At 60.2% G+C, this 21,877-nt stretch carries 24 protein-coding genes; 18 read left to right on the forward strand and 6 right to left on the reverse strand.

Features of this window, described 5'->3' with window-relative positions; translation table 11 throughout:
- Positions 1-26 precede the first annotated feature (26 nt).
- Both AC0JZ8_RS12860 and AC0JZ8_RS12865 read right to left on the reverse strand, forming a co-directional pair.
- Positions 27-971 carry a bifunctional helix-turn-helix transcriptional regulator/GNAT family N-acetyltransferase gene (locus AC0JZ8_RS12860; protein ID WP_092660683.1) on the reverse strand — a complete coding sequence of 315 codons (945 nt, stop codon included), beginning with the start codon at positions 969-971 and terminating at the stop codon, positions 27-29.
- An 85-nt stretch (positions 972-1,056) separates the two neighbouring features.
- Positions 1,057-1,941 (reverse strand): SDR family oxidoreductase, encoded by an 885-nt coding sequence (locus AC0JZ8_RS12865; RefSeq protein ID WP_471892664.1) that lies wholly within the window; start codon positions 1,939-1,941, stop codon positions 1,057-1,059.
- 117 nt (positions 1,942-2,058) lie between these two features.
- Between AC0JZ8_RS12865 and AC0JZ8_RS12870 the strand changes: the two genes are divergently transcribed.
- The gene (locus AC0JZ8_RS12870; RefSeq protein WP_430254081.1) at positions 2,059-2,466 is read left to right on the forward strand and encodes a winged helix-turn-helix transcriptional regulator; all 408 of its coding nucleotides are present in this window, start codon (positions 2,059-2,061) and stop codon (positions 2,464-2,466) included.
- A gap of 51 nt (positions 2,467-2,517) precedes the next feature.
- Here AC0JZ8_RS12870 and AC0JZ8_RS12875 read toward each other — a convergent pair whose 3' ends face one another.
- Positions 2,518-3,567 (reverse strand): NAD(P)-dependent alcohol dehydrogenase, encoded by a 1,050-nt coding sequence (locus AC0JZ8_RS12875; RefSeq protein ID WP_062457989.1) that lies wholly within the window; start codon positions 3,565-3,567, stop codon positions 2,518-2,520.
- 189 nt (positions 3,568-3,756) lie between these two features.
- Between AC0JZ8_RS12875 and AC0JZ8_RS12880 the strand changes: the two genes are divergently transcribed.
- The 13 genes from AC0JZ8_RS12880 (at position 3,757) to lipA (ending at position 15,402) form a co-directional block, all read left to right on the forward strand.
- Positions 3,757-4,662: an AraC family transcriptional regulator gene (locus tag AC0JZ8_RS12880; RefSeq protein WP_471892665.1), complete on the forward strand. Its 906-nt coding sequence runs from the start codon at positions 3,757-3,759 to the stop codon at positions 4,660-4,662.
- 175 nt (positions 4,663-4,837) lie between these two features.
- Positions 4,838-5,488 carry a TetR/AcrR family transcriptional regulator gene (locus tag AC0JZ8_RS12885; RefSeq protein ID WP_062581008.1) on the forward strand — a complete coding sequence of 217 codons (651 nt, stop codon included), beginning with the start codon at positions 4,838-4,840 and terminating at the stop codon, positions 5,486-5,488.
- 39 nt (positions 5,489-5,527) lie between these two features.
- The gene (ilvC, locus tag AC0JZ8_RS12890; RefSeq protein WP_062456348.1) at positions 5,528-6,547 is read left to right on the forward strand and encodes a ketol-acid reductoisomerase; all 1,020 of its coding nucleotides are present in this window, start codon (positions 5,528-5,530) and stop codon (positions 6,545-6,547) included.
- A 196-nt stretch (positions 6,548-6,743) separates the two neighbouring features.
- Complete coding sequence (locus tag AC0JZ8_RS12895; protein WP_062581006.1) at positions 6,744-7,061, forward strand: FtsB family cell division protein; 318 nt, start codon at positions 6,744-6,746, stop codon at positions 7,059-7,061.
- A gap of 183 nt (positions 7,062-7,244) precedes the next feature.
- Complete coding sequence (pdhA, locus tag AC0JZ8_RS12900; protein ID WP_062456352.1) at positions 7,245-8,303, forward strand: pyruvate dehydrogenase (acetyl-transferring) E1 component subunit alpha; 1,059 nt, start codon at positions 7,245-7,247, stop codon at positions 8,301-8,303.
- 19 nt (positions 8,304-8,322) lie between these two features.
- Positions 8,323-9,762: a pyruvate dehydrogenase complex E1 component subunit beta gene (locus tag AC0JZ8_RS12905; protein WP_471892666.1), complete on the forward strand. Its 1,440-nt coding sequence runs from the start codon at positions 8,323-8,325 to the stop codon at positions 9,760-9,762.
- Positions 9,763-9,787: 25 nt separating this feature from the next.
- On the forward strand, positions 9,788-10,066 hold the full coding sequence (locus AC0JZ8_RS12910) for a hypothetical protein (protein WP_162728313.1): 279 nt from the start codon (positions 9,788-9,790) through the stop codon (positions 10,064-10,066).
- A gap of 1 nt (position 10,067) precedes the next feature.
- The gene (locus tag AC0JZ8_RS12915; RefSeq protein WP_471892667.1) at positions 10,068-11,465 is read left to right on the forward strand and encodes a pyruvate dehydrogenase complex dihydrolipoamide acetyltransferase; all 1,398 of its coding nucleotides are present in this window, start codon (positions 10,068-10,070) and stop codon (positions 11,463-11,465) included.
- Positions 11,466-11,589: 124 nt separating this feature from the next.
- Positions 11,590-11,832 carry a hypothetical protein gene (locus AC0JZ8_RS12920; RefSeq protein WP_062456364.1) on the forward strand — a complete coding sequence of 81 codons (243 nt, stop codon included), beginning with the start codon at positions 11,590-11,592 and terminating at the stop codon, positions 11,830-11,832.
- Between the two features lie 47 nt (positions 11,833-11,879).
- Complete coding sequence (locus tag AC0JZ8_RS12925; RefSeq protein WP_471893368.1) at positions 11,880-12,518, forward strand: SGNH/GDSL hydrolase family protein; 639 nt, start codon at positions 11,880-11,882, stop codon at positions 12,516-12,518.
- Positions 12,519-12,595: 77 nt separating this feature from the next.
- Positions 12,596-14,059: a dihydrolipoyl dehydrogenase gene (gene lpdA / locus AC0JZ8_RS12930; RefSeq protein ID WP_430254070.1), complete on the forward strand. Its 1,464-nt coding sequence runs from the start codon at positions 12,596-12,598 to the stop codon at positions 14,057-14,059.
- A 70-nt stretch (positions 14,060-14,129) separates the two neighbouring features.
- Entirely contained in the window at positions 14,130-14,375 is a 246-nt protein-coding gene (locus tag AC0JZ8_RS12935) for a GlsB/YeaQ/YmgE family stress response membrane protein (RefSeq protein WP_093000441.1), read from the forward strand.
- Positions 14,376-14,412: 37 nt separating this feature from the next.
- A complete protein-coding gene (gene lipA, locus AC0JZ8_RS12940; RefSeq protein WP_062580989.1) occupies positions 14,413-15,402 on the forward strand; it encodes a lipoyl synthase in 990 nt (329 codons plus the stop codon).
- Between the two features lie 27 nt (positions 15,403-15,429).
- Here the strand turns inward: lipA and AC0JZ8_RS12945 are convergent, their stop codons facing one another.
- Complete coding sequence (locus tag AC0JZ8_RS12945; protein WP_062456378.1) at positions 15,430-15,627, reverse strand: hypothetical protein; 198 nt, start codon at positions 15,625-15,627, stop codon at positions 15,430-15,432.
- A 304-nt stretch (positions 15,628-15,931) separates the two neighbouring features.
- On the opposite strand from AC0JZ8_RS12945, the gene AC0JZ8_RS12950 reads away from it, so the two are divergent.
- Positions 15,932-16,384 carry a type II toxin-antitoxin system RatA family toxin gene (locus tag AC0JZ8_RS12950; RefSeq protein ID WP_062456381.1) on the forward strand — a complete coding sequence of 151 codons (453 nt, stop codon included), beginning with the start codon at positions 15,932-15,934 and terminating at the stop codon, positions 16,382-16,384.
- Positions 16,385-16,396: 12 nt separating this feature from the next.
- Here the strand turns inward: AC0JZ8_RS12950 and AC0JZ8_RS12955 are convergent, their stop codons facing one another.
- The gene (locus AC0JZ8_RS12955) at positions 16,397-16,894 is read right to left on the reverse strand and encodes a CinA family protein (RefSeq protein ID WP_184653352.1); all 498 of its coding nucleotides are present in this window, start codon (positions 16,892-16,894) and stop codon (positions 16,397-16,399) included.
- A complete protein-coding gene (locus AC0JZ8_RS12960) occupies positions 16,891-18,114 on the reverse strand; it encodes a bifunctional 2-C-methyl-D-erythritol 4-phosphate cytidylyltransferase/2-C-methyl-D-erythritol 2,4-cyclodiphosphate synthase (protein WP_471892668.1) in 1,224 nt (407 codons plus the stop codon). Before AC0JZ8_RS12960 ends, AC0JZ8_RS12955 begins: the two co-directional genes overlap by 4 nt.
- A 147-nt stretch (positions 18,115-18,261) precedes the next feature.
- Between AC0JZ8_RS12960 and dusB the strand changes: the two genes are divergently transcribed.
- The 3 genes from dusB to ntrC are packed head-to-tail and all read left to right on the forward strand — an operon-like array spanning position 18,262 to position 21,877.
- Entirely contained in the window at positions 18,262-19,284 is a 1,023-nt protein-coding gene (dusB, locus tag AC0JZ8_RS12965) for a tRNA dihydrouridine synthase DusB (RefSeq protein ID WP_471893369.1), read from the forward strand.
- The gene (locus AC0JZ8_RS12970; RefSeq protein ID WP_471892669.1) at positions 19,281-20,426 is read left to right on the forward strand and encodes a two-component system sensor histidine kinase NtrB; all 1,146 of its coding nucleotides are present in this window, start codon (positions 19,281-19,283) and stop codon (positions 20,424-20,426) included. Before dusB ends, AC0JZ8_RS12970 begins: the two co-directional genes overlap by 4 nt.
- On the forward strand, positions 20,426-21,877 hold the full coding sequence (ntrC, locus tag AC0JZ8_RS12975) for a nitrogen regulation protein NR(I) (RefSeq protein WP_062456396.1): 1,452 nt from the start codon (positions 20,426-20,428) through the stop codon (positions 21,875-21,877). The genes AC0JZ8_RS12970 and ntrC overlap by 1 nt, the downstream gene beginning before the upstream one ends.

Below are 21,877 nucleotides of genomic sequence, written 5' to 3' on the forward strand. Positions count from 1 at the left end.
CGTGATCCAGGGATCCAAGCGCGATCTCAGACATCGGCGCGTTGAGCGTTCGTCAGATCGAGTTCCCAGGTCTGGCCAATGCATTCCGGGCCGAACATCGCATGTCTCTCCTCGGCGACAAGCGTGAAGCCGGTGGCCTCGTAGATGTGGAGGGCAGCCTTCAGCACGTCATTGGTCCACAGCGACAGCTTGGCATAGCCTGCCGCCTTCGCGAAGGCGATTGCTTGCTCGACAAGGGTCCTGCCAAGGCCGAGGCCACGGCCTGCGGGATCGACATAAAGGACGCGCAGCTTGGCGATGTTTTCGCCAGCGTCAGCGACCAGAACCGAGCCTATGCGCTGTCCGTCTCTTTCGGCAATCCAGCACCGCTCCCTGTCCGGATTGAAGTTCTGGATGAACCGTCCCGCCACCTCGGCGACGAGACCTTCGAACCGGTCGTTCCACCCGTATTCCCGCGTATAGGCGACCGACTGCGCCTCAATCAGCCAACCCATGTCGCCGGTTCGGTGTTCACGGATCACGACCGGTGCCGTGGAGCGCTCCGTGGCTGCCAGAATACCGTGGATGGTAGCCATCGCGGTGACCACTCTGTCTCGATCAGCGTCGCTGATGCCGGAAAGCTCGCGGGCGATCTGCGCTCTCGATCGCGTGCCGAGCATTTCGTATTCCGCTTTCCCCGGCGCGGTAATCGTCAGGATTTGACTGCGCCGGTCCAACGGGTCGGGTTCGCTCCCGAGAAAGCCTGCTTCGCGGAATTTCTTCAGGATGCGGCTGAGATAGGCAGGATCGAGCCCGAGTTCACGGTTGAGCTCGGTGGCCGAAATTCTTTGGCTCGCGCCGATCTCGTAGAGGATACGCGCTTCCGTCAGCGTGTGGTCGGTATCGAGATATCCCTTCGACAGCACGCCGAGCTTGTTGGTGTAGAAGCGGTTGAAGGCGCGGATTGCCTCGAAGGTCTCTGCTCTAGACATGATGATCCTCCCATCCAGGAGGATAGATGTTCCGGTATTTAGTTGACTGAGTCAACTAAATACCTGAACTAGGTCGCCTGTTGTCCTACGCGGTGAGGTCGGCCTTGCGGCTGTCGAAATAGGACGCAAGCGATTGGGGCTTTGCACCCGTCAGCGTCTCGTAATCGCCGGTCACCAGATCGAAGTTGCCCGCCTTGATATTGGCGTCGGCGGATACGAGCATCTTGATCAGGAAGTCGGGAAGCCCCGCATTGGCCATTCCGCCCGCAAGTTGCTCCTCGGTGACCTTGACGACCGCAAGCGGCTTGCCTGTGACCTTCGAAACCAGTGCTGCGATCTCGTCCGCGCCGAGGCTTTCCGAGCCCGTCAATGTCACCGTCTTGTTGTCGGCTGGGGGATTGGCGAGCGCTGCTGCGGCGGCGCGGGCGCAGTCATCGCGCGCGATGTTGGAAAGCTTGCCGTCGCCCATGGCCGTGTACCAGGTGCCGGTCGCGAGGTTATGCGGCATCGACATCAGGTAATTGTCGCCGTACCAGGCGTTGCGCAGGATCGTGTAGGACAGCCCCGTCGCCTTGATGGCCTCCTCGGTCCCGAGATGATCCGGCGCGAAGCTCACCAGCGATCTGTCCGGGTTCGGCATAGATGTGTAGAGGATGTGCTTGACGCCGGCCTTTTCAGCAGCGGCAACGGCAGCCTTGTGCTGCTTGAGGCGACCACCCGGCGTGGCGAGATCATCGGTCGAGATGATCAGTAAGCGATCAATCCCGGCGAAGGCGCCCAAAAGCCCGGCCTCGTCGGTGAAGTCAGCCTTGCGGGTTTCGATGCCCTTGGCTGCGAACTCCGACAGTTTGGACGGATCGCGACTTGCGGCAACGATATCGCCTGCGGAAACCTTCGATGTCTCCAGGAGGTGATGAAGAACGGCGCGGCCGAGCTGACCGGCGGCACCGGTGACGAGAAGTTTGGTCATCCTGCGTTTCCTATCTTTGTAAGTCTCAAAAAGAGACTAACACTAGAATAGGAATTGACGACCTCCTGTAAAGGAGGCAGTTTTGAGGGAGATCGTTACCAAAAGGGAACCACCGCAATGGCCGTTACCGCACGCAAGCCGACGCTGGCTGAGCAGCCCTGTGACACGTCGACCTGGGATGCCGGGAACTGTCCGGTCCGGGACGTGATGAACCAGATCGCAGGCAAGTGGTCGACGCTCATTCTTCAGGCGCTTTCGGAAAAGCCGTACCGGTTCGGCGAGCTGCGGCGGCTTGTGCCCGATATTTCCCAGCGGATGCTGACGCAGACGCTGCGGGATCTGCAGCGCGACGGTTACATCGATCGGCAGGTGTTTCCGACCAAGCCGCCAAGCGTCGAATACCGGATGACGCCGCTAGGCTACTCGCTGTTTGAACCACTCTCGGCAGTGCTTGCGTGGGCGGCAAGCAACCACGCCAACGTCAGGGCGGCACGGTCGAAGTTCGACGCGAGCGATCTTCGCTAACACAAAGGGCGGCCCGAAGACCGCCCTTGTCATTCCACTCTACCAAACGGATCAGGCGTCGAGCGATGCCATGTCGATGACGAAGCGGTAGCGCACGTCGCTCTTCAGCACGCGCTCATAGGCTTCGTTGACGTCCTGGATCTTGATCATCTCGATTTCCGAAACGATGTCGTGCTTGCCGCAGAAATCCAGCATGTCCTGGGTTTCCTTGATCGAGCCGATCATCGAACCCGACAGGCTCTTGCGGCCCGGGATCAGCGAGAAGGCATGAACCGGGATCGCATGCTCCGGTGCACCGACAATGACCATCGAGCCGTTGACCTTGAGCAGGCCAAGATAGGCGTTCCAGTCGATCGCCACGCCTGCCGTGCAGATGATCAGATCGAATGTGCCGGCAAGCTTGGTGAAGGTTTCCGCGTCGCTCGTCGCGTAATATTCCTTGGCGCCGAGCTTCAGGCCGTCTTCCTTCTTGGAAAGGCCCTGCGAGAGGACGGTGATATCAGCGCCCATCGCGGAACCGATCTTGACGCCCATATGGCCGAGACCGCCCATGCCGACGATCGCGACCTTCTTGCCAGGGCCAGCCTGCCAGTGGTGGAGCGGCGAATAGAGCGTGATACCGGCGCACAGCAGCGGAGCGGCAGCGTCGAGCGGAAGATTGTCCGGGATGGACAGGACATAGCCTTCCTTGACGACGATGTGATCGGAATAGCCGCCCTGGGTGGCCGCATTGCCGTTCAGCGTATCCACGTCGTTATAGGTCTGGACAAGGCCCGGCATGTACTGCTCGTTGTCGACATCGCGCGCTGCGCAGCCGACGCAGCTATCGACGAAGCAGCCGACGCCGACGCGGTCGCCGACCTTGAATTTGGTGACGGCCGAACCGACGGCGGTAACGATGCCGGCGATCTCGTGACCGGGAACGATCGGGTAGACGGCGTTCTTCCATTCGTTGCGGACGGTATGGATGTCGGAATGGCAGATGCCGGCGAATTTGATATCGATCACCACGTCATCTTCGTTCGGCTCGCGGCGCTCGAAGGTAAACGGTGTGAGCGGCTTGGTGGCGTCGGTCGCGGCATAGCCTCGTGCAATAGCCATGGAAAACTCCATTCATTTTCAGTTGAAATCAACTGCCGGACTATGCCGATCCGTCGTCACAAGCGTTAGATCGATCCTGCAAGCTTCTTGCACGATCCTACAAATTCCGTTTTCGGATACTACCTCTGTCTTGTGCCTGATATGGATTTGCCATGTCAGTGCCGGAACGCGCGACGGTGGTGAGACTTCATGACAATTTCCTTCATGCCTTATCAGGAACTGACGGCACTCGCTGCCCGGCATGCGGTCGAAGGCAATGAGGGCACGACTGCGATCGAAGGGTTGCGGCTGCACCGATGTTCGGCTCCAACAGCGCCGCTTCATACGGCCTATTCTCCCAGTTACACGCTGGTCCTACAGGGCTCCAAGAGCCTGACGCTTGGCCGTGAGACGTATCGCTATGGCGTTGGTCAGTATCTTCTGACATCACTCGATCTGCCCGTCGCGTCCTGGGTGGTGGAGGCCAGCGGCGATATTCCCTACTACTGCCTCTGTCTCGATCTGAAGATGGAGCGGCTGCACGAATTGTTCGACCGTATCAACTTCCAGCCAGACTCTCTGGCAAGCGAGGGATACCGCGGGCTGACGGTCAACCATGCGTCGCCTGATCTGATCGATGCGACAACCAGACTGGTGCGGTTGCTTGATACGCCATCCGATATCGCTGCGATGGTGCCGCTTATCGAACAGGAGATCTTCTACCGCCTGCTGACCTCGCCCGATGGGCCAAGGCTTGTCCATATGGCCATGTCGGAAACGCAGAGTTCCAGAATCGCACGCGCCGTCAGCTGGTTGCGATCAAATTTCCATCGTCCGCTCAAGATCGAGGATCTGTCGGATCATGTGGGAATGAGCCCGTCCTCGTTCCACCATCACTTTAAGGCCGTGACGGCTCTCACGCCTGTCCAGTTCCAGAAGCATCTCCGCCTTCATGAGGCGCGCCGGTTGATGCTGGTCGACGGGCTGGATGCAGGCAATGCCGGCCACCGCGTCGGTTACCAGAGCCCGTCCCAGTTCAGCCGCGAATATGGCCGTCTCTACGGCATGTCGCCGAGCCGTGACATCAGCGCAGTGCGTGAGCCGTCTGCCGGCTGATCGCGGTTGAGGCGGGTGAGCGCGACTTCTCTCTTGCTTTGCAAAGCCAGTTCCTTCCGCATCTTATTCACAGGACCCGCCAGAAGCACTTGACGGACATGTGAAATCATTTATACCGGCAGAACCGTACCGTACGGTACTTCAGAGGTGAGCCGTGAGAACCGAAACCGCAGACATGCCCGACTTTTCGCCGCGCCAGAACGAGGTTCTGGAGCAGGCGCTGCGTCTGCTCGTCGAAGGCGGTGAGAAAGCACTCACCACATCCGGCCTTGCACGCGCTGCAAGCTGCTCGAAGGAAAGCCTCTACAAGTGGTTCGGTGACCGCGAAGGCCTGCTGGCGGCGATGATCGCCCATCAGGCCGCCAAGGTCCGCACGTTCGAGCGCTCCGGCGAGCGGTTGAGTGCCGAGCTTCTGCGGGATCATCTCGAACTTTTTGCACGCGATCTGCTGGAGGTTTTATCCGGCGATGTGTCGCTGGCGCTCAACCGGCTGGCGATCGGCCAGTCGGGACCGGGTGCCGGACCGAACGGATCCAAGCTCGGCAAGCTGCTGGTCGAGCATGGCCGCCGCCAGATCGATCGTCGCGCAATGGCGCTGATCGATGCGGGCAAACGGGTAGGGCTCCTGCGGTTCGACAACGCGGATGCCGCCTATCATACGCTTTACGGCCTGATCGTCTCCGACCTGCATGTCCGCATGCTGCTCGGCGAACCCGGGCTGAAGGATACTGCACGTCAGGCGGAAAGAGCCATCGATGCCTTTCTGTCGCTGTATCGCACCGAGAAACAGCCGCTGGAGGTGTCACGCACCTCTGCGGCCCGCTAATCATCAACAACAGTTACGTTCATAGGGAAGGAACATACGATGCGCGTTTATTACGATCGGGATGCTGATCTCAATCTCATCAAGTCCAAGAAGGTTGCCATCATCGGTTACGGTTCGCAGGGTCGCGCCCACGCGCTGAACCTGAAGGACAGTGGTGCCAGCAATGTCGTCATCGCCCTGCGTGCCGATTCGCCGACCGTCAAGAAGGCCGAAGCCGATGGCTTTAAGGTCATGACCGTTGCCGAAGCTGCCGCTTGGGCAGATCTGATGATGATGGCGGCTCCCGACGAGCTGCAGGCAGACATCTACAAGGCCGACATCGCCGGCAACATTCGCGACGGCGCTGCCATCGCTTTCGCACACGGCCTCAACGTCCATTTCGGCCTGATCGAGCCGAAGGCTTCGGTCGACGTCGTCATGATCGCACCAAAGGGCCCGGGCCATACGGTTCGTGGCGAATACCAAAAGGGCGGCGGCGTTCCTTGCCTCGTTGCCATCGACCAGAACGCGTCCGGCAATGCGCTTGAGATCGCTCTCTCCTACGCTTGTGGCGTTGGCGGCGGCCGGTCCGGCATTATCGAGACCACGTTCAAGGAAGAGTGCGAAACCGATCTGTTCGGCGAACAGGCTGTTCTCTGCGGCGGCCTCGTCGAGCTGATCCGCGCCGGTTTCGAAACGCTGGTCGAAGGCGGTTATGCGCCTGAAATGGCCTATTTCGAATGCCTGCACGAAGTGAAGCTGATCGTCGACCTGATCTATGAAGGCGGTATCGCCAACATGAACTACTCGATCTCCAACACGGCCGAGTGGGGCGAATACGTCACCGGTCCGCGCATCATCACCGCCGAGACAAAGGCCGAGATGAAGCGGGTTCTGACCGATATCCAGACTGGCAAGTTCACGTCCGACTGGATGCAGGAATACCGTGCCGGTGGCGCCCGCTTCAAGGGCATTCGCCGCATGAACGACAAGCACCAGATCGAGGAAGTCGGCACCAAGCTTCGCGCCATGATGCCCTGGATCGGCAAGAACAAGCTGGTTGACAAGGCCGTCAACTAAGCGACCCCGACATCGATCAAGTGAAAGGCCGGAGCCCAAAAGCTCCGGCCTTTCGCATTTCTGGAGGCGGTCGAGCGGGCGCGATCGCCATTCGCGGCTCGCGGTCAACCATTGCTTAAGCAAGTTCTGCGATTCTCTTTCGCAGTTCGGATCGATCCTGATCCAGTTTAGCGTATTGGGTGGGCGTCTCGTGAGCATGTGGACCAAGCATCACAAGAAAAGAAAATTCGGTCGTTTCGTCCTGCCGGCCATCACGATCGCATTCGTTTCCTATTTCGGATATCATTCCGTGCATGGCGAACTCGGGCTGATCGCGACGGAGAAATTCGAGAAGCGGCGGATCGAGCGGGTTGCCGAACTGACAAGGCTGACCGACGGTCGCAAGGCGTTGGAGCGTCAGGTCCAGCTGATGAGCGACGGGTCTCTCGAGAAGGACATGCTCGACGAGATCGCTCGCTACCAGCTCAACGTCTCCAAGCGCGACGAGATCGTCATCTTCAACAACTACTTCTAAATTAACCACAAGCTGGTTAATTTCACAATTCAGCAACGATATCAGTGATTTAATTTGGATGTGAGCCATGCAATTATGGCATTGCTGGTCCGTGCTTTCTTCCCTATGTTACGCTCCGAAACCAGGGTGCGTCATTTTGACATGATGTCCCCTTTATAAAGAGCAGCACACAGGGAGGGATCGATGGCGCAAGCTAAAACCGCGTCTACGTCCGGCCGCAAAACGGCGGCAAAGTCTGCAACCCAGAACGTTTCAAAGGATTTTACCGGCAAGAATATGTCGGACTTCGGCAAGGATGACGAGCTGCACGCGTATCGCGAAATGCTGCTCATCCGCCGCTTCGAGGAAAAGGCCGGCCAGCTTTACGGCATGGGCTTCATCGGTGGTTTCTGTCACCTCTATATCGGCCAGGAAGCTGTCGTCGTCGGCATGCAGATGGCGCAGAAAGAGGGCGATCAGGTCATCACCGCCTATCGTGACCACGGCCATATGCTGGCAACCGGCATGAGTGCCCGTGGTGTGATGGCGGAACTGACGGGGCGTCGCGGCGGCTATTCCAAGGGGAAGGGCGGCTCGATGCACATGTTCTCCAAGGAAAAGCAGTTCTACGGCGGCCACGGCATCGTCGGCGCACAGGTGTCTCTCGGCACCGGTCTTGCCTTCGCCAATGCCTATCGCGGCAATGACAGCGTATCGGTCGCCTATTTCGGCGATGGCGCCGCCAACCAGGGCCAGGTGTACGAGAGCTTCAACATGGCTGCTCTCTGGAAGCTCCCGATCGTCTACATCGTCGAGAACAACCGTTATGCGATGGGCACATCGACCGCCCGCGCGACGGCGCAGTCGAACTATTCGCTGCGTGGCTCCGGCTTCGGCATCCCCGGCATCCAGGTGGATGGCATGGATGTGCGCGCCGTCAAGGCCGCCGGCGACGAGGCGCTCGCTCACTGCCGTTCCGGCAAGGGTCCGATCATTCTCGAAATGCTGACCTACCGCTACCGTGGTCACTCGATGTCCGACCCGGCGAAGTATCGTTCCAAGGAAGAAGTGCAGAAGATGCGCTCCGAGCAGGATCCGATCGAACAGGTGCGTCTGCGCATCCTCGACGGTGGCTGGGCGACCGAGGACGAACTGAAGGCGATCGACAAGGATATCCGTGACGTGGTCTCGGATTCTGCAGATTTTGCCCAGAACGATCCGGAGCCGGATGTATCCGAGCTCTACACCGACATTCTGCTCTGATCGCGGGGAGGGAACCTCAATGCCAATCGATATCCTGATGCCCGCGCTTTCTCCCACGATGGAAGAAGGCACGCTCAGCAAGTGGCTGAAAAAAGAGGGTGACAAGGTCACCTCCGGCGACGTGATCGCCGAAATCGAGACCGACAAGGCGACCATGGAAGTGGAAGCTGTGGATGAAGGCGTGATCGGCAAGTTGCTGATCGAGGCCGGCACCGAAAACGTCAAGGTCAACACCAAGATCGCAATCCTGCTTGCCGAAGGCGAAACCGCCGACGACATGAAGGCTGACAAGCCTGCACAGGAAAGTGCGCCCCAGGCAGATGCTCCGAAGGCCGATGCCGACACTCCGGCTGCAACTTCGGATGCTGCCGGCGGCAAGGCCCGCGAAGCCAAGGACGAGACACCTGCTGACGCCAAGGTCCCGGCCCAGCCGAAGATCGACATTGCCGCCGATCCGGACATTCCAGCCGGCACCGAAATGGTGATGACCACGGTTCGCGAAGCACTTCGCGATGCCATGGCCGAAGAAATGCGTCGCGATGGCGATGTGTTCGTGATGGGTGAGGAAGTCGCCGAATACCAGGGCGCCTACAAGATCACGCAAGGCCTGCTGCAGGAATTCGGCGCGCGTCGCGTCGTCGATACGCCGATTACCGAACACGGCTTTGCCGGCGTCGGCGTCGGTGCTGCGATGGCTGGCCTGAAGCCGATCGTCGAGTTCATGACGTTCAACTTCGCCATGCAGGCGATCGACCACATCATCAACTCGGCTGCCAAGACGCTCTACATGTCCGGCGGCCAGATGGGTGCGCCGATCGTGTTCCGTGGTCCGAATGGTGCCGCTGCCCGCGTCGGCGCGCAGCACAGCCAGGACTATGCCGCCTGGTACAGCCAGATCCCGGGCCTCAAGGTCGTCATGCCGTATACTGCTGCCGACGCGAAGGGTCTTCTGAAGGCTGCGATCCGCGATCCGAACCCGGTCATCTTCCTGGAAAACGAGATCCTCTACGGACAGCAGTTCGAAGTGCCGAAGCTGGACGATTTCGTTCTGCCGATCGGCAAGGCGCGTATCCACAAGACCGGCAAGGACGTGACAGTCGTCTCCTTCGGTATCGGCATGGCCTATGCCACGAAGGCGGTTGCCGAACTCGAGAAGGACGGCATCGATGTCGAACTGATCGATCTTCGCACCATCCGTCCAATGGACCTGCCGACTGTGATCGAATCGGTGAAGAAGACCGGTCGTCTGGTCACCGTCGAGGAAGGCTATCCGCAGTCGTCGGTCGGTACCGAAATTGCCACCCGCGTGATGCAGCAGGCCTTCGACTATCTCGATGCGCCGATCCTGACGATCGCCGGCAAGGACGTGCCGATGCCTTACGCCGCCAACCTCGAAAAGCTGGCGCTGCCGAATGTCGGTGAAGTCGTTCAGGCGGTGAAGACCGTCTGCTACAAGTAAGGGACCGGTCATGCCGAAATCTTCTGTGAAGCAGATTCTGCCGGTTTCCGGTTCTTGGTTCCGAGTGATCGGCACCAAGAACAACCCGGTCTTTGAAAGAATTGTGTTCTGGGCCTTGGTCAAGACTGAAGACACCGAGGTGATCGTCGGTGTCCCGCGCGAAGAGATTGGCGTGATTGGTGCCGTAGACGGCTGGCTTGAAGACGTTGCCGGTTACATCGAAGTGACGCCTGAGGACGTCACCCGGCTGACGGAACATCCTGACGAACTTGCCCAGTTTGAACTTGTGTGGGCGGAGGATTAACATGCCTATCAACATCACCATGCCTGCCCTGTCGCCGACCATGGAGGAGGGCAACCTCGCCAAGTGGCTGGTCAAGGAAGGCGATACGGTCAAGTCCGGCGACGTGATCGCCGAAATCGAGACCGACAAGGCGACGATGGAAGTCGAAGCCGTCGACGAAGGCGTTGTCGCCAAGCTGGTGGTTCCGGCCGGCACCGAAGGCGTCAAGGTCAACGCCCTGATCGCCATCCTTGCGGTCGACGGCGAAGATGTTTCGGCTGCCGCTTCCGGCGGCGAGGCTCCGAAGGCTGAAGCCCCGAAGGCAGATGCTCCGAAGGCTGAAGCAGCTCCTGCGGAGAAGGCGTCCGAAGCGCCGAAGTCCGAAGCCAGTTCCGACAAGCCGCTGACGGATGCCGCTCCGGCACCGTCGACGCCTGCTCCGAAGGCAGAAGACGGCAAGCGTGTGTTTTCGTCGCCGCTCGCCCGTCGTATGGCCAAGGAAGCCGGTCTCGATCTCACCGGCGTTACCGGTACCGGCCCGCATGGTCGTGTCGTAAAGGCCGATATCGAGAAGGCTGCCGCTTCGGGCGGTGCAAAGGCCGCTCCTTCTGCTGCGACTTCGGCAACGGCTGGTTCCGCTCAGGCTGCAGCTGCGCCGATGGCAAAGGGTCCGTCGGACGACAACATCATGAAGCTGTTTGCGGAAGGCTCATACGAGCTTCTGCCGCATGACGGCATGCGCAAGACGATCGCCTCGCGCCTGACCGAGTCGACCCAGACGGTTCCGTCCTATTTCGTTTCGATGGATTGCGAACTCGATGCCATGCTCAAGCTGCGCGCCGAGATCAATGCGTCCGCGCCGGTGAAGAAGACGGAAAAGGGTGAGGTTCCGGCCTTCAAGCTTTCCGTTAACGACTTCATCATCAAGGCGATGGCGCTGGCGCTTCGGGATGTTCCGATGGCGAACGCCTCCTGGACGTCTTCTGCCCGCGTCCTGCACAAGCATGCGGATGTCGGCGTCGCGGTCTCGATCCCGGATGGTCTGATCACTCCGATCGTCCGCAAGGCCGAGACGAAGACGCTTTCGGTCATCTCCAACGAGGTCAAGGATCTCGCCAAGCGGGCCCGCGACAAGAAGCTGAAGCCGGAAGAATACCAGGGTGGCACCACGTCGGTGTCCAACCTCGGCATGTTCGGCGTGTCCAACTTCACGTCGATCATCAACCTGCCGCAGGCCTCGATCGTTTCCATTGGCGCCGGTGTCGAAAAGCCGGTCGTTCGTGGCGGCAAGCTCGAAGTCGGCACGGTGATGACGGCAACCTTCGCCTTCGACCACCGCGTCATCGACGGCGCGCTCGGCGCAGAGCTTGCCTCGGCCTTCAAGCGCTACATCGAAAGCCCGATGGGCATGCTGGTTTAAAAAACTCTCGGCCGCGGCCTATATCGCGGCCGTTCCCATCCGCGAATGCGCTTGATGCGTGACATTTGTAAGCTGCTCCACCATATTTGATGGAGCGGAATACGGTCCGCTCAGGAGCACGTCGATGGCGAATGAACCGGTAGATATGATCATGCCCATGCTGCGTGAAATACGCGGCGAAATGCATGAAATACGCGGTGAACTCGGTGCCGTAAAACAGCAATTGCACAAGCTTGAGATCGGCCAGAAGAGTATTCGCAATGCGCTGACCGCGGATACAATGCTCTCGAAGTTCATGACCGGTGATTTCGAGGAGCGGATATCCGAGCTTGAAAGCAAGGTCGAGACGCTGATGAAAGGGACCTGACCTCGACAGAGACAGGTCGGCAGGGAATGACTGGGCGTATGGACACTATGAAAACCGTTCTCTGCTTCGGCGACAGTCTCACCTGGGGGTATGACCCCGTTGGTCCCGGTCGTCACGCGTTCGAGGATCGCTGGACGAGCGTGCTCGGCGCCGCACTCGGAGACGAGGTCACGGTCATTGCCGACGGCCTGAACGGGCGCACGACCGGCTACGACGACCATCTCGCCGATTGCGATCGCAACGGGGTCAAGAATTTCCCGACCGTTCTGCATACCCATATGCCGCTTGATCTGGTCGTCATCATGCTTGGCACCAACGACATGAAGCCGGTCATCGCCGGGACGGCGCATGCGGCGCGGGCCGGGATCCAGCGGCTGGTCGCACTGATCCGTCACCACGAATGGTCGTTCGACTATGATGCACCGGACGTACTGATCGTTTCGCCGCCACCGCTTTGCGAGACCGGGGACCCGATCTTTTCGGCGATGTTCCAGGGCGGGATCGAGCAGTCGTCGATGCTGGCCTCGCTGTACCGCGATCTTGCCGACGAGCTCGGGTGCGGCTTTTTCGATGCAGGTTCGGTCTCAAAGACCAGCCCGCTCGACGGTGTGCATCTGACCGCTGAAGACACCCGCGCCATCGGCCGCGGCCTTGAGCCGATCGTCCGGATGATGCTCGGTATCTGACCCAAGAATTCACATCGGCAGGCCGCGTATCGATGGTCGCCGCAGACACAGACTTGAAAAGACAAAGGCAGGAAACAATGGCTCAGTCCTACGATCTCATCGTTATCGGCGCCGGTCCGGGCGGTTATATCGCCGCGATCCGTGCATCCCAGCTGGGCATGAAGGTTGCCGTCGTCGAGCGCGAGCATCTGGCCGGCATCTGCTCCAACTGGGGCTGCATCCCGACCAAGGCGCTGCTTCGGACAGCCGACGTGCTGCATACCGCGCAGCATGCCAAGGATTACGGCCTGACGCTGGAAGGCACGATCACGCCCGACGTCAAGGCGGTCGTTGCGCGGTCGCGCGGCATTGCCAACCGCATGAACAGCGGCGTCGGCTTCCTCTTCAAGAAGAACAAGATCGATATCATCTGGGGTGAAGCCAAGGTCACCAAGCCGGCATCCGGTTCGCAGATGGCCGAGATCGTCGTCGGCAAGATCACCAAGGAGATCGTCCAGCCGCAGGGTCCGGTGCCCAAGAACACGCTGGGCGAGGGCACATACAACGCCAAGCACGTCATCGTCGCCACGGGCGCCCGTCCGCGTGCGCTGCCGGGCATCGAGCCCGATGGCAAGCTGATCTGGACCTATTTCGAAGCGATGAAGCCCGAAGAGCTGCCGAAGTCGCTGCTCGTCATGGGGTCTGGCGCGATCGGCATCGAGTTCGCGTCGTTCTACCGCACCATGGGCGTCGACGTGACCGTGGTCGAAATCATGAGCCAGGTCATGCCGGTCGAGGATGCCGAAATTTCGGCCTTCGCCAAGAAGCAGTTCGACAAGCAGGGCATCAAGATCCACCTCGAAGCCAAGGTCGCGAAGGTCGAGAAGGGTGCAAACTCGATCACGGCCACGATCGAGAAGAAGGACGGTTCGTCCGAGAAGATCACCGCAGACCGGATGATCTCGGCTGTCGGCGTGCAGGCCAATATCGAGAATATCGGCCTTGAGGCCGTCGGCGTGAAGACCGACCGCGGCTTTATCGTCATCGACGGTTACGGCAAGACCAATGTCGAGGGTATCTACGCGATCGGCGATGTCGCCGGCGGTCCGCTGCTTGCGCACAAGGCCGAGCATGAAGCCGTCGTCTGCATCGAGAAGATCGCCGGCCTGCCGAACGTGCACGCCATGGACAAGAGCAAGATCCCGGGCTGCACCTATTGCAATCCGCAGGTCGCCTCGGTTGGTCTGACCGAAGCCAAGGCCAAGGAGCAGGGCCGCGAGATCCGCGTCGGCCGTTTCTCGTTTGCAGCCAATGGCAAGGCCGTTGCGCTCGGCGAGGACCAGGGCATGGTCAAGACGATCTTCGACAAGAAGACCGGCGAGCTGATCGGTGCGCATATGGTCGGGGCGGAAGTGACCGAACTGATCCAGGGCTTCGTCGTCGCCATGAACCTCGAGACGACGGAAGAAGACCTGATGCACACCATCTTCCCGCATCCGACGATTTCGGAATCGATGAAGGAAAGCGTGCTTGATGCCTATGGCCGCGTCCTGAACGCTTAGGTCTCAGCGCCGATTGCATATGGGCGGCTCGCCGCCCATATCAGCTGAAGAGGTTTGAACGGAGTAAGACATGGGCGTGGGCTGGTTTGCAGCAATCATCATCGGAGGCCTGGCAGGCTGGCTTGCTGGCAAACTGATGGATATGCGCTTCGGCATCTTCATGAATATCGTGATCGGCATTGTCGGCGCGGTGCTCGCCAATGCGATCTTCGATTCTGCCAACATCCATGTCGCCAGCGGTTGGCTGGGTTACCTCGTGCAGGGTTTCGTCGGCTCGTGCATTTTGCTATTTGTCGCAAAACTCGTCAGGCGTTGACGTTACCCGCATTCAAGGCGGTTGAGGACAGTAATTTATGGTCACCATTCTCGACAGGATAAACCTCATCACCCCTGCAACGGGCGATGAGAAGCGTGTCCGCCATCCGGAAAAGGCGCATCGGCCCGATACCGAAGTGCTGCGCAAGCCCGAATGGATCCGTGTCAAGGCTCCGGTTTCTAAGGGGTATCAGGAAACCCGCTCGATCGTGAAGGAGCACAAGCTCGTCACTGTTTGTGAAGAAGCGGGTTGCCCTAATATCGGCGAGTGCTGGGACAAGAAGCACGCCACGTTCATGATCATGGGCGAGATCTGCACGCGCGCCTGCGCGTTCTGCAACGTCTCGACAGGAAAGCCGAACGCGCTCGACCTGTCAGAGCCTGAAAACGTCGCAAAGGCCGTCAAGGAGATGGGCCTAAGCCACGTCGTCATCACCTCGGTCGATCGTGACGATCTGGCCGATGGCGGTGCGGAGCATTTCGAAAAGGTGATCTGGGCAATCCGTGCAGCGTCACCGTTGACGACGATCGAGATCCTGACGCCGGACTTCCTCAAGAAGCCGGGCGCTCTCGAGCGCGTCGTTGCGGCAAAGCCCGACGTCTTCAACCACAATATGGAGACGGTTCCTGGCAACTACCTGACGGTTCGCCCCGGTGCGCGGTATTTCCACTCGGTTCGCCTGCTGCAGCGGGTGAAGGAACTGGATCCGACGATGTTTACCAAGTCGGGCATCATGGTCGGCCTCGGCGAAGAGCGCAACGAAGTGCTGCAGCTGATGGACGACCTGCGGACCGCCGACGTCGACTTCCTGACGATCGGCCAGTATCTGCAGCCGACCCGCAAGCATCACGCGGTGATGAGTTTCGTGACGCCGGAAGAGTTCAAGTCCTACGAGACCGTGGCCTATACGAAGGGCTTCCTGATGGTGGCGTCCAGCCCGCTGACGCGGTCGTCGCATCACGCAGGCGATGATTTCGCCCGTCTGCGCGCCAATCGCGCCCGCAAGCTGCTCGCAGCAGCGGTGTAATCCGCACTTCTGCGGTCTGGCGGCCGATCACTCGGCCGCTTGAACCTTCTCGATCTTATCCTGGTTCTTGTCCTGCCCGCGGCGGCGCTCGCGCAGCGTCGTGCGATGTCCGCGTGTCTCGGCTTTCGCCATTTCCACAAAATAGGCGAGCATGGGGAGCTGGTTCATATCGGCCAGTTGCTTGGCGGATTCGAGCAGCTTGATCATTTGCGTGAAGTCATCCATGGAATGCGTCTTTCCGACAGGTAAAAGCCAGTCATCTCCCGTGAAGCGTTATACGCAGGATTGATCCCGCGGATCATTACAACTTCATTGCTGAGACATTAAAATTACTTAATCTTTCGGCGTCACGTTATCGAGCCGAGCGGCGACGTCCCAGATATGCCTTGAAGCAACAACCCGCCAGAGGGCAGGGCCATTTTTTGGACGACAGCGAGAGCGCAGGATTTGGGCCCGCCTGATGTTGAAATCGCACCGACACATGCGTCAGCTTCTTGATCTTCTGCCTGTGCGCGATTAACTCCACGACATGCCCAAGTTCGAAATACGCCGCCCCGTCAAGCATAGTCCCGAGAAGATGTACGCGCTCGTCGCCGACATCGAGAAATATCCGGAATTCCTGCCGCTTTGTGAAGCGCTGTCGATCCGTTCCCGCAAGGAACGCGACGGCAAGGAGTTGCTGCTTGCCGACATGACCGTCGGCTACAAGGCGATCCGTGAGACTTTTACGACCCAGGTCCTGCTGCATCCGGCGGAGCAGGCGATCGATGTCAAATATATCGAAGGTCCGTTCAAGTATCTCGATAACCGCTGGCGGTTCGAGCCGGCGACGGACGGTTCCGACGGTTGCACCGTTGCCTTCTTCATCGACTATGAATTCAAGAGCATGATTCTCGGCGCGCTGATGGGTTCGATGTTCGACCGCGCTTTCCGCATGTTTGCTGAAGCGTTCGAAGCGCGCGCGGACAAGATCTACGCCTGATTAGGGTCAGGTTCAGGCCGCCGCCTCGAGCAGCATGTCCAACGCTGTCATGATGGTCGCAATCCGGATCTCGGTTCGGCCGATGTCGCCATAGCGCATCTCCCGGTGCAGGATCTTTCCGTTCCGGCCGCGCGCTGCGAGATGGACCAGCCCGACTGGCTTTTCGGACGAGCCGCCGCCGGGGCCTGCTATGCCTGTTACGGCAACCGCGAGACCGGCGCGAGAGCGGAACAGGGCGCCAGTTGCCATCAGCAGGGCAGTTTCCCTTGAGACGGCGCCGTGTGTTGCAAGCACCGACGAGGGCACTCCCAGCATGTCTGTCTTCGCGTCATTGGTATAAGTGACAAAGCCGCGATCAACGACCGCCGACGACCCGGCGATCTCGGTCAGCGCTCCGGCGATCAGGCCGCCGGTGCAGGACTCCGCCGTCGAGACCATCAGCTTGCGCGCCGAAAACGTCTCGATGATGCGCCGGGCCTGTGCCTCGATATCGTCCGGAAACAGGCTCATGCCTTCACCGAGCCGAACACGACGGTGGCTGTGGCAATCGCCGCGATCCCCTCGCCACGGCCGACAAAGCCGATCTTCTCGTTGGTCGTCGCCTTCACCGAGCAGCGGTCGAGCGAGATGCCGAGAATTTCGGCGAGCTTTTCGCGCATGTCCTGACGATGCGGTCCGACTTTGGGGGCTTCCGCGATCAGCGAGACATCGGCATTCATGATGGTGCCGCCGTGTTCGCGCACGATCTTCGCAGCGTGCTCAAGAAAGATCCTCGAGGCCGCGCCCTTCCACTGCATGTCGGACGGCGGAAAGTGGTCGCCGATGTCGCCGGCGCCGCAGGTGGCGAGCAGCGCGTCGGTGAGGGCATGCAGCGCCACGTCGGCATCCGAATGGCCGCTCAGCTTCTGATCGTGCGGAATGAAGATCCCGCACAGCGTCACGCCGTCGCCGGACACGAGCTGGTGGACGTCGTAGCCATTGCCGGTGCGAACATCCGGCAGATAGTGTGGGGCAGGGTTGCCCTGCGTGAGTTTTTCGTCAGCCATATCGATATCCCGCTTCAGCGTCAGTTTGATATTGTCGACGGAGCCTTCCACAATCGTCACGGCAAGGCCCGCCCATTCGGCGATCGAGGCATCGTCGGTGAAGTCGTCGTGGCGAAGGGCTGCGGCCTTTTCATGCGCGGTGCGGATTTCCGAGAGACGGAAGCTCTGCGGTGTCTGGGCCGCATAGAGCCCCGCCCGCGAAACCGTTTCGTGCACCAGCCCGTCCGATCCGCCACGCTTCAGCGTATCGGTCACCGCCATCGCCGGCAAGATTCCGTCATTGCCCGCGGCAAAGCCCTCTGCAATGCGATCCAGCAGTGCGTGGTCGACGAAAGGGCGGGCCGCGTCATGGATCATCACGTGGGTCGCCTCCGTTGCCGCAATCGCCCGCAGGCCCTCGTAGACGGAGCGCTGCCTTGTATCGCCGCCGAAGGTGACAATGATGTTCTCGGCTCCGCCAAGTCCGTCCGTCGAGGCGGCGTAGAGCGCCTCGTCTTCCGGGTGGATGACCACGACGATCGGGCCGCTCTTTGACCAGGTCAGAAATTTCTGCAGCGTATGATGAATGACTGGCAAGCCACCGATACGGCGATATTGTTTTGGCCCGTCTCCCGGCGCACCCGCACGCTCTCCGCGGCCAGCGGCCACGATGACGATGGCTATCTTGAAGATCTCGCCGTCCATGAGCCCTCGGAAATTGGTGGGAGGTTGACAGCCGCAGAACTATAGGACCAAAAGCCTTAATTCCAGCACGTCGCTTAAAAATAACGCAGCTCGTGAATTGCCCTTGGCAAACGCATGACTCCTGAATAAAAATAGTGCAGAAGAATTATCTGCCCGAAAGATCATCATTTGTCGCTCCCTGATCTATCCTCATCTTTTCATATCGGGCCAGTCGCCATCCGTAATCGGGTCGTCCTAGCGCCGATGTCCGGCGTCACCGATCTCCCGTTCCGCACGCTTGCCTGGCGTCACGGTGCGGGTCTGGTCGTGACCGAGATGGTGGCGAGCCGCGAATTGGTGATGAACCGGGAGGAATCCTGGTCGCGTCTGCAGGGAACGGGGATCACGCCGCATATGGTGCAGCTCGCCGGTCGCGAAGCGCACTGGATGGCGGAGGCGGCAAAGATCGCCGAAGCCAATGGTGCCGATATCATCGACATCAACATGGGCTGTCCGGCCAAAAAGGTGACGGGTGGCTATTCCGGTTCGGCGCTTATGCGGGATCCTGATCACGCACTGTCTATGATCGAGGCGACCGTCAAGGCGGTCAACGTGCCGGTCACCGTCAAGATGCGGCTCGGCTGGGACGAGAATACCATCAACGCACCCGAAATCTCACGCCGTGCCGAACAGGCCGGTGCCCGGATGATCACCATCCATGGCCGCACCCGCATGCAGTTCTATGAGGGCAAGGCGGACTGGGATGCCATTCGTGCCGTGCGCGATGAGATCAAGATCCCGCTGATTGCCAATGGCGATGTCGAGACACCGGAAGATGCGGCCGAGATCATCCGGCGCTCGGGCGCCGACGCGGTCATGGTCGGGCGTGGTGCGCAGGGTCGTCCCTGGCATATCGGATGGCTTGCCGGCGCGGCTGCACCGGGCCGTGAGGAGATGGCTGTCATCGTCGTTGAACATTACGAAGCGATGCTGGAGCTTTATGGCCGCGAGGCCGGGCTTCGGCACGCAAGGAAACATCTCGGCTGGTATCTCGACCGGTTCGCGCCGAACCTGCTGGCAGATCAGAAGGGCGCAATCATGATCTCGAAGGACACGACCGACGTTTCGAAAAGAATGTCGTCGGCACTGCTCGACGGTGCGTTCGATGAGTCGGCAAGGAAGGCAGCATGACCAAGTCTCCCGCACCCGATGCCGCGCAGGGACAAGCGCTGGCCATGGCGGTTCTCAATTCCGTTCAGAACCCGGTCATTCTTGTCGATGCCGATGGCAGGGTCGCATTTGCCAACTGGGAAGCCGAGTCTTTCTTCGGCTCCAGCGCCTCGCATCTGGCCAAGAACACGATCTCAAGTTTCATTCCGTTCGGAAGCCCACTTCTCGCGCTGATCGATCAGGTTCGCGAGCGCAAGGCGCCCGTCAACGAGTACCGGGTCGACCTGTCGTCGCCGCGCCTCGGCCAGGAAAAGCTGGTCGACCTCTATGTCGCGCCTGTCGTCAGCGAACCGGGTTCTGTCGTCGTGGTGTTCCAGGAACGCTCGATGGCCGACAAGATCGACCGCCAGCTGACCCACAGGGCTGCGGCGCGATCGGTCACCGGTCTTGCGTCAATGCTGGCGCATGAGATCAAGAACCCGCTGTCCGGCATCCGCGGGGCAGCCCAGCTGCTTGAGTCGGTCGTGCCGGACGAAGACCGCTCGCTGACCCGGCTGATCTGCGACGAGACCGACCGGATCGTGTCGCTGGTCGACCGCATGGAAGTGTTTTCCGACGAGCGTCCGATCGACCGTATGGCGCTCAACATCCACTCCGTGCTCGATCACGTGAAGGCCATCGCCAAGGCGGGGTTCGGACGCGACATCAAAATCGCGGAAATGTACGATCCGTCGCTGCCGCCGGTCTATGCCAACCGCGATCAGCTGGTGCAGGTATTTTTGAACCTCATCAAGAATGCCGCCGAAGCGGTGGGTGATCAGCCGGATGCGGAGATCATGCTGACGACTGCCTACCGTCCGGGCATCCGCCTTTCGGTTGCCGGCACGCGGGAGAAGATCTCGCTACCTCTGGAATTTTGCGTCATCGACAACGGTCCGGGCGTGCCTGCCGATATCCTGCCGCACCTGTTTGACCCCTTCATCACCACCAAGACGAACGGTTCCGGCCTTGGTCTGGCGCTGGTCGCCAAAATCATCGGTGCCCATGGCGGCATCATCGAATGCGACAGCCAGCCGCGCCGGACGATATTCCGCGTTCTTATGCCCATGCACAAGGAAGAAGGCGGCGATGGCCGCGCCTTGAACTTCACAGGAAGCGATTAATGACTGCCACGATCCTTGTCGCAGACGACGACGCAGCCATCCGCACGGTTCTCAACCAGGCGCTGACCCGCGCCGGTTATGACGTCCGCATCACATCGAATGCCGCAACGCTGTGGCGCTGGATATCCGCCGGCGAGGGCGATCTGGTCGTCACCGACGTGATCATGCCGGATGAGAATGCGTTCGATCTCCTGCCGCGCATCAAGAAGGCGAGGCCGGATCTTCCGGTACTGGTCATGAGCGCCCAGAACACGTTCATGACCGCCATCAAGGCCTCGGAGAAGGGGGCTTACGACTATCTGCCGAAGCCGTTCGACCTTACCGAGCTGATCGCGATCATCGGGCGGGCCCTGGCTGAACCGAAGCGCAAGCCGGCTCGCCTCGACGACGATACGCAGGACGGCATGCCGCTGGTGGGCCGTTCGACGGCGATGCAGGAAATCTACCGCGTTCTGGCTCGTCTGATGCAGACCGACCTGACGCTGATGATTACCGGCGAGTCGGGCACCGGCAAGGAGCTGGTCGCCCGCGCGCTGCATGACTACGGCAAGCGCCGCAACGGCCCCTTCGTCGCGATCAACATGGCGGCAATTCCGCGCGATCTGATCGAGTCGGAACTGTTCGGCCACGAAAAGGGAGCCTTCACCGGCGCCCAGAACCGTTCCACCGGCCGTTTCGAACAGGCAGAAGGCGGCACGCTGTTTCTCGACGAGATCGGCGACATGCCGATGGATGCCCAGACGCGGCTTCTTCGCGTTCTGCAGCAGGGCGAATATACGACGGTCGGCGGTCGCACGCCGATCCGCACCGACGTGCGCATCGTTGCCGCGACCAACAAGGATCTGAAGCAGCTCATCAACCAGGGCCTGTTCCGCGAAGACCTTTACTATCGCCTCAACGTCGTTCCCTTGCGCCTTCCGCCGCTGAGAGACCGCGCCGAGGATATTCCCGATCTCGTCCGTCATTTCATGCAGATGGCGGAGAAGGAAGGTCTCGACGGCAAGCGTTTCGAAACGGAAGCGCTGGATGCGATGAAGGCCTATGCCTGGCCGGGCAACGTCCGCGAGCTGGAAAACCTCGTGCGCCGCCTGATGGCGCTTTATCCACAGGATGTGATCACCCGCGAGATCATCGAAACGGAACTGCGCTCCGACGTGCCGGATAGCCCGATCGACAAGATGACGGCCCGTTCGGGGTCGCTCACCATCGCTCAGGCGGTCGAAGAGAACATGCGGTCATACTTTGCCGGTTTCGGCGAAAACCTGCCGCCTCCAGGTCTTTACGATCGGGTTTTGACGGAAATGGAGTATCCGCTGATCCTTGCCGCGCTGACGGCCACCCGTGGCAACCAGATAAAGGCAGCAGATCTTCTCGGCCTCAACCGCAATACGCTGCGCAAGAAGATCCGGGAACTGGGCGTTTCCGTCTATCGCAGCTCGCGCGGCGCATAG

Source organism: Velazquezella soli (genome assembly GCF_977018685.1).

Bases quoted from the DNA above. Each gene is read 5' to 3' on its own strand.
- AC0JZ8_RS12905 (WP_471892666.1), top strand. From the start codon at position 8,323: ATGCCAATCGATATCCTGATGCCCGCGCTTTCTCCCACGATGGAAGAA.
- pdhA (WP_062456352.1), top strand. From the start codon at position 7,245: ATGGCGCAAGCTAAAACCGCGTCTACGTCCGGCCGCAAAACGGCGGCA.
- AC0JZ8_RS12875 (WP_062457989.1), bottom strand. From the start codon at position 3,567: ATGGCTATTGCACGAGGCTATGCCGCGACCGACGCCACCAAGCCGCTC.
- lipA (WP_062580989.1), top strand. From the start codon at position 14,413: ATGGTCACCATTCTCGACAGGATAAACCTCATCACCCCTGCAACGGGC.
- ntrC (WP_062456396.1), top strand. From the start codon at position 20,426: ATGACTGCCACGATCCTTGTCGCAGACGACGACGCAGCCATCCGCACG.
- AC0JZ8_RS12865 (WP_471892664.1), bottom strand. From the start codon at position 1,941: ATGACCAAACTTCTCGTCACCGGTGCCGCCGGTCAGCTCGGCCGCGCC.
- AC0JZ8_RS12870 (WP_430254081.1), top strand. From the start codon at position 2,059: ATGGCCGTTACCGCACGCAAGCCGACGCTGGCTGAGCAGCCCTGTGAC.
- AC0JZ8_RS12920 (WP_062456364.1), top strand. From the start codon at position 11,590: ATGGCGAATGAACCGGTAGATATGATCATGCCCATGCTGCGTGAAATA.
- lpdA (WP_430254070.1), top strand. From the start codon at position 12,596: ATGGCTCAGTCCTACGATCTCATCGTTATCGGCGCCGGTCCGGGCGGT.
- AC0JZ8_RS12935 (WP_093000441.1), top strand. From the start codon at position 14,130: ATGGGCGTGGGCTGGTTTGCAGCAATCATCATCGGAGGCCTGGCAGGC.
- AC0JZ8_RS12950 (WP_062456381.1), top strand. From the start codon at position 15,932: ATGCCCAAGTTCGAAATACGCCGCCCCGTCAAGCATAGTCCCGAGAAG.
- AC0JZ8_RS12925 (WP_471893368.1), top strand. From the start codon at position 11,880: ATGAAAACCGTTCTCTGCTTCGGCGACAGTCTCACCTGGGGGTATGAC.
- AC0JZ8_RS12915 (WP_471892667.1), top strand. From the start codon at position 10,068: ATGCCTATCAACATCACCATGCCTGCCCTGTCGCCGACCATGGAGGAG.
- AC0JZ8_RS12960 (WP_471892668.1), bottom strand. From the start codon at position 18,114: ATGGACGGCGAGATCTTCAAGATAGCCATCGTCATCGTGGCCGCTGGC.
- AC0JZ8_RS12970 (WP_471892669.1), top strand. From the start codon at position 19,281: ATGACCAAGTCTCCCGCACCCGATGCCGCGCAGGGACAAGCGCTGGCC.
- AC0JZ8_RS12945 (WP_062456378.1), bottom strand. From the start codon at position 15,627: ATGGATGACTTCACGCAAATGATCAAGCTGCTCGAATCCGCCAAGCAA.
- AC0JZ8_RS12895 (WP_062581006.1), top strand. From the start codon at position 6,744: ATGTGGACCAAGCATCACAAGAAAAGAAAATTCGGTCGTTTCGTCCTG.
- AC0JZ8_RS12860 (WP_092660683.1), bottom strand. From the start codon at position 971: ATGTCTAGAGCAGAGACCTTCGAGGCAATCCGCGCCTTCAACCGCTTC.
- AC0JZ8_RS12955 (WP_184653352.1), bottom strand. From the start codon at position 16,894: ATGAGCCTGTTTCCGGACGATATCGAGGCACAGGCCCGGCGCATCATC.
- ilvC (WP_062456348.1), top strand. From the start codon at position 5,528: ATGCGCGTTTATTACGATCGGGATGCTGATCTCAATCTCATCAAGTCC.
- AC0JZ8_RS12885 (WP_062581008.1), top strand. From the start codon at position 4,838: ATGCCCGACTTTTCGCCGCGCCAGAACGAGGTTCTGGAGCAGGCGCTG.
- AC0JZ8_RS12880 (WP_471892665.1), top strand. From the start codon at position 3,757: ATGACAATTTCCTTCATGCCTTATCAGGAACTGACGGCACTCGCTGCC.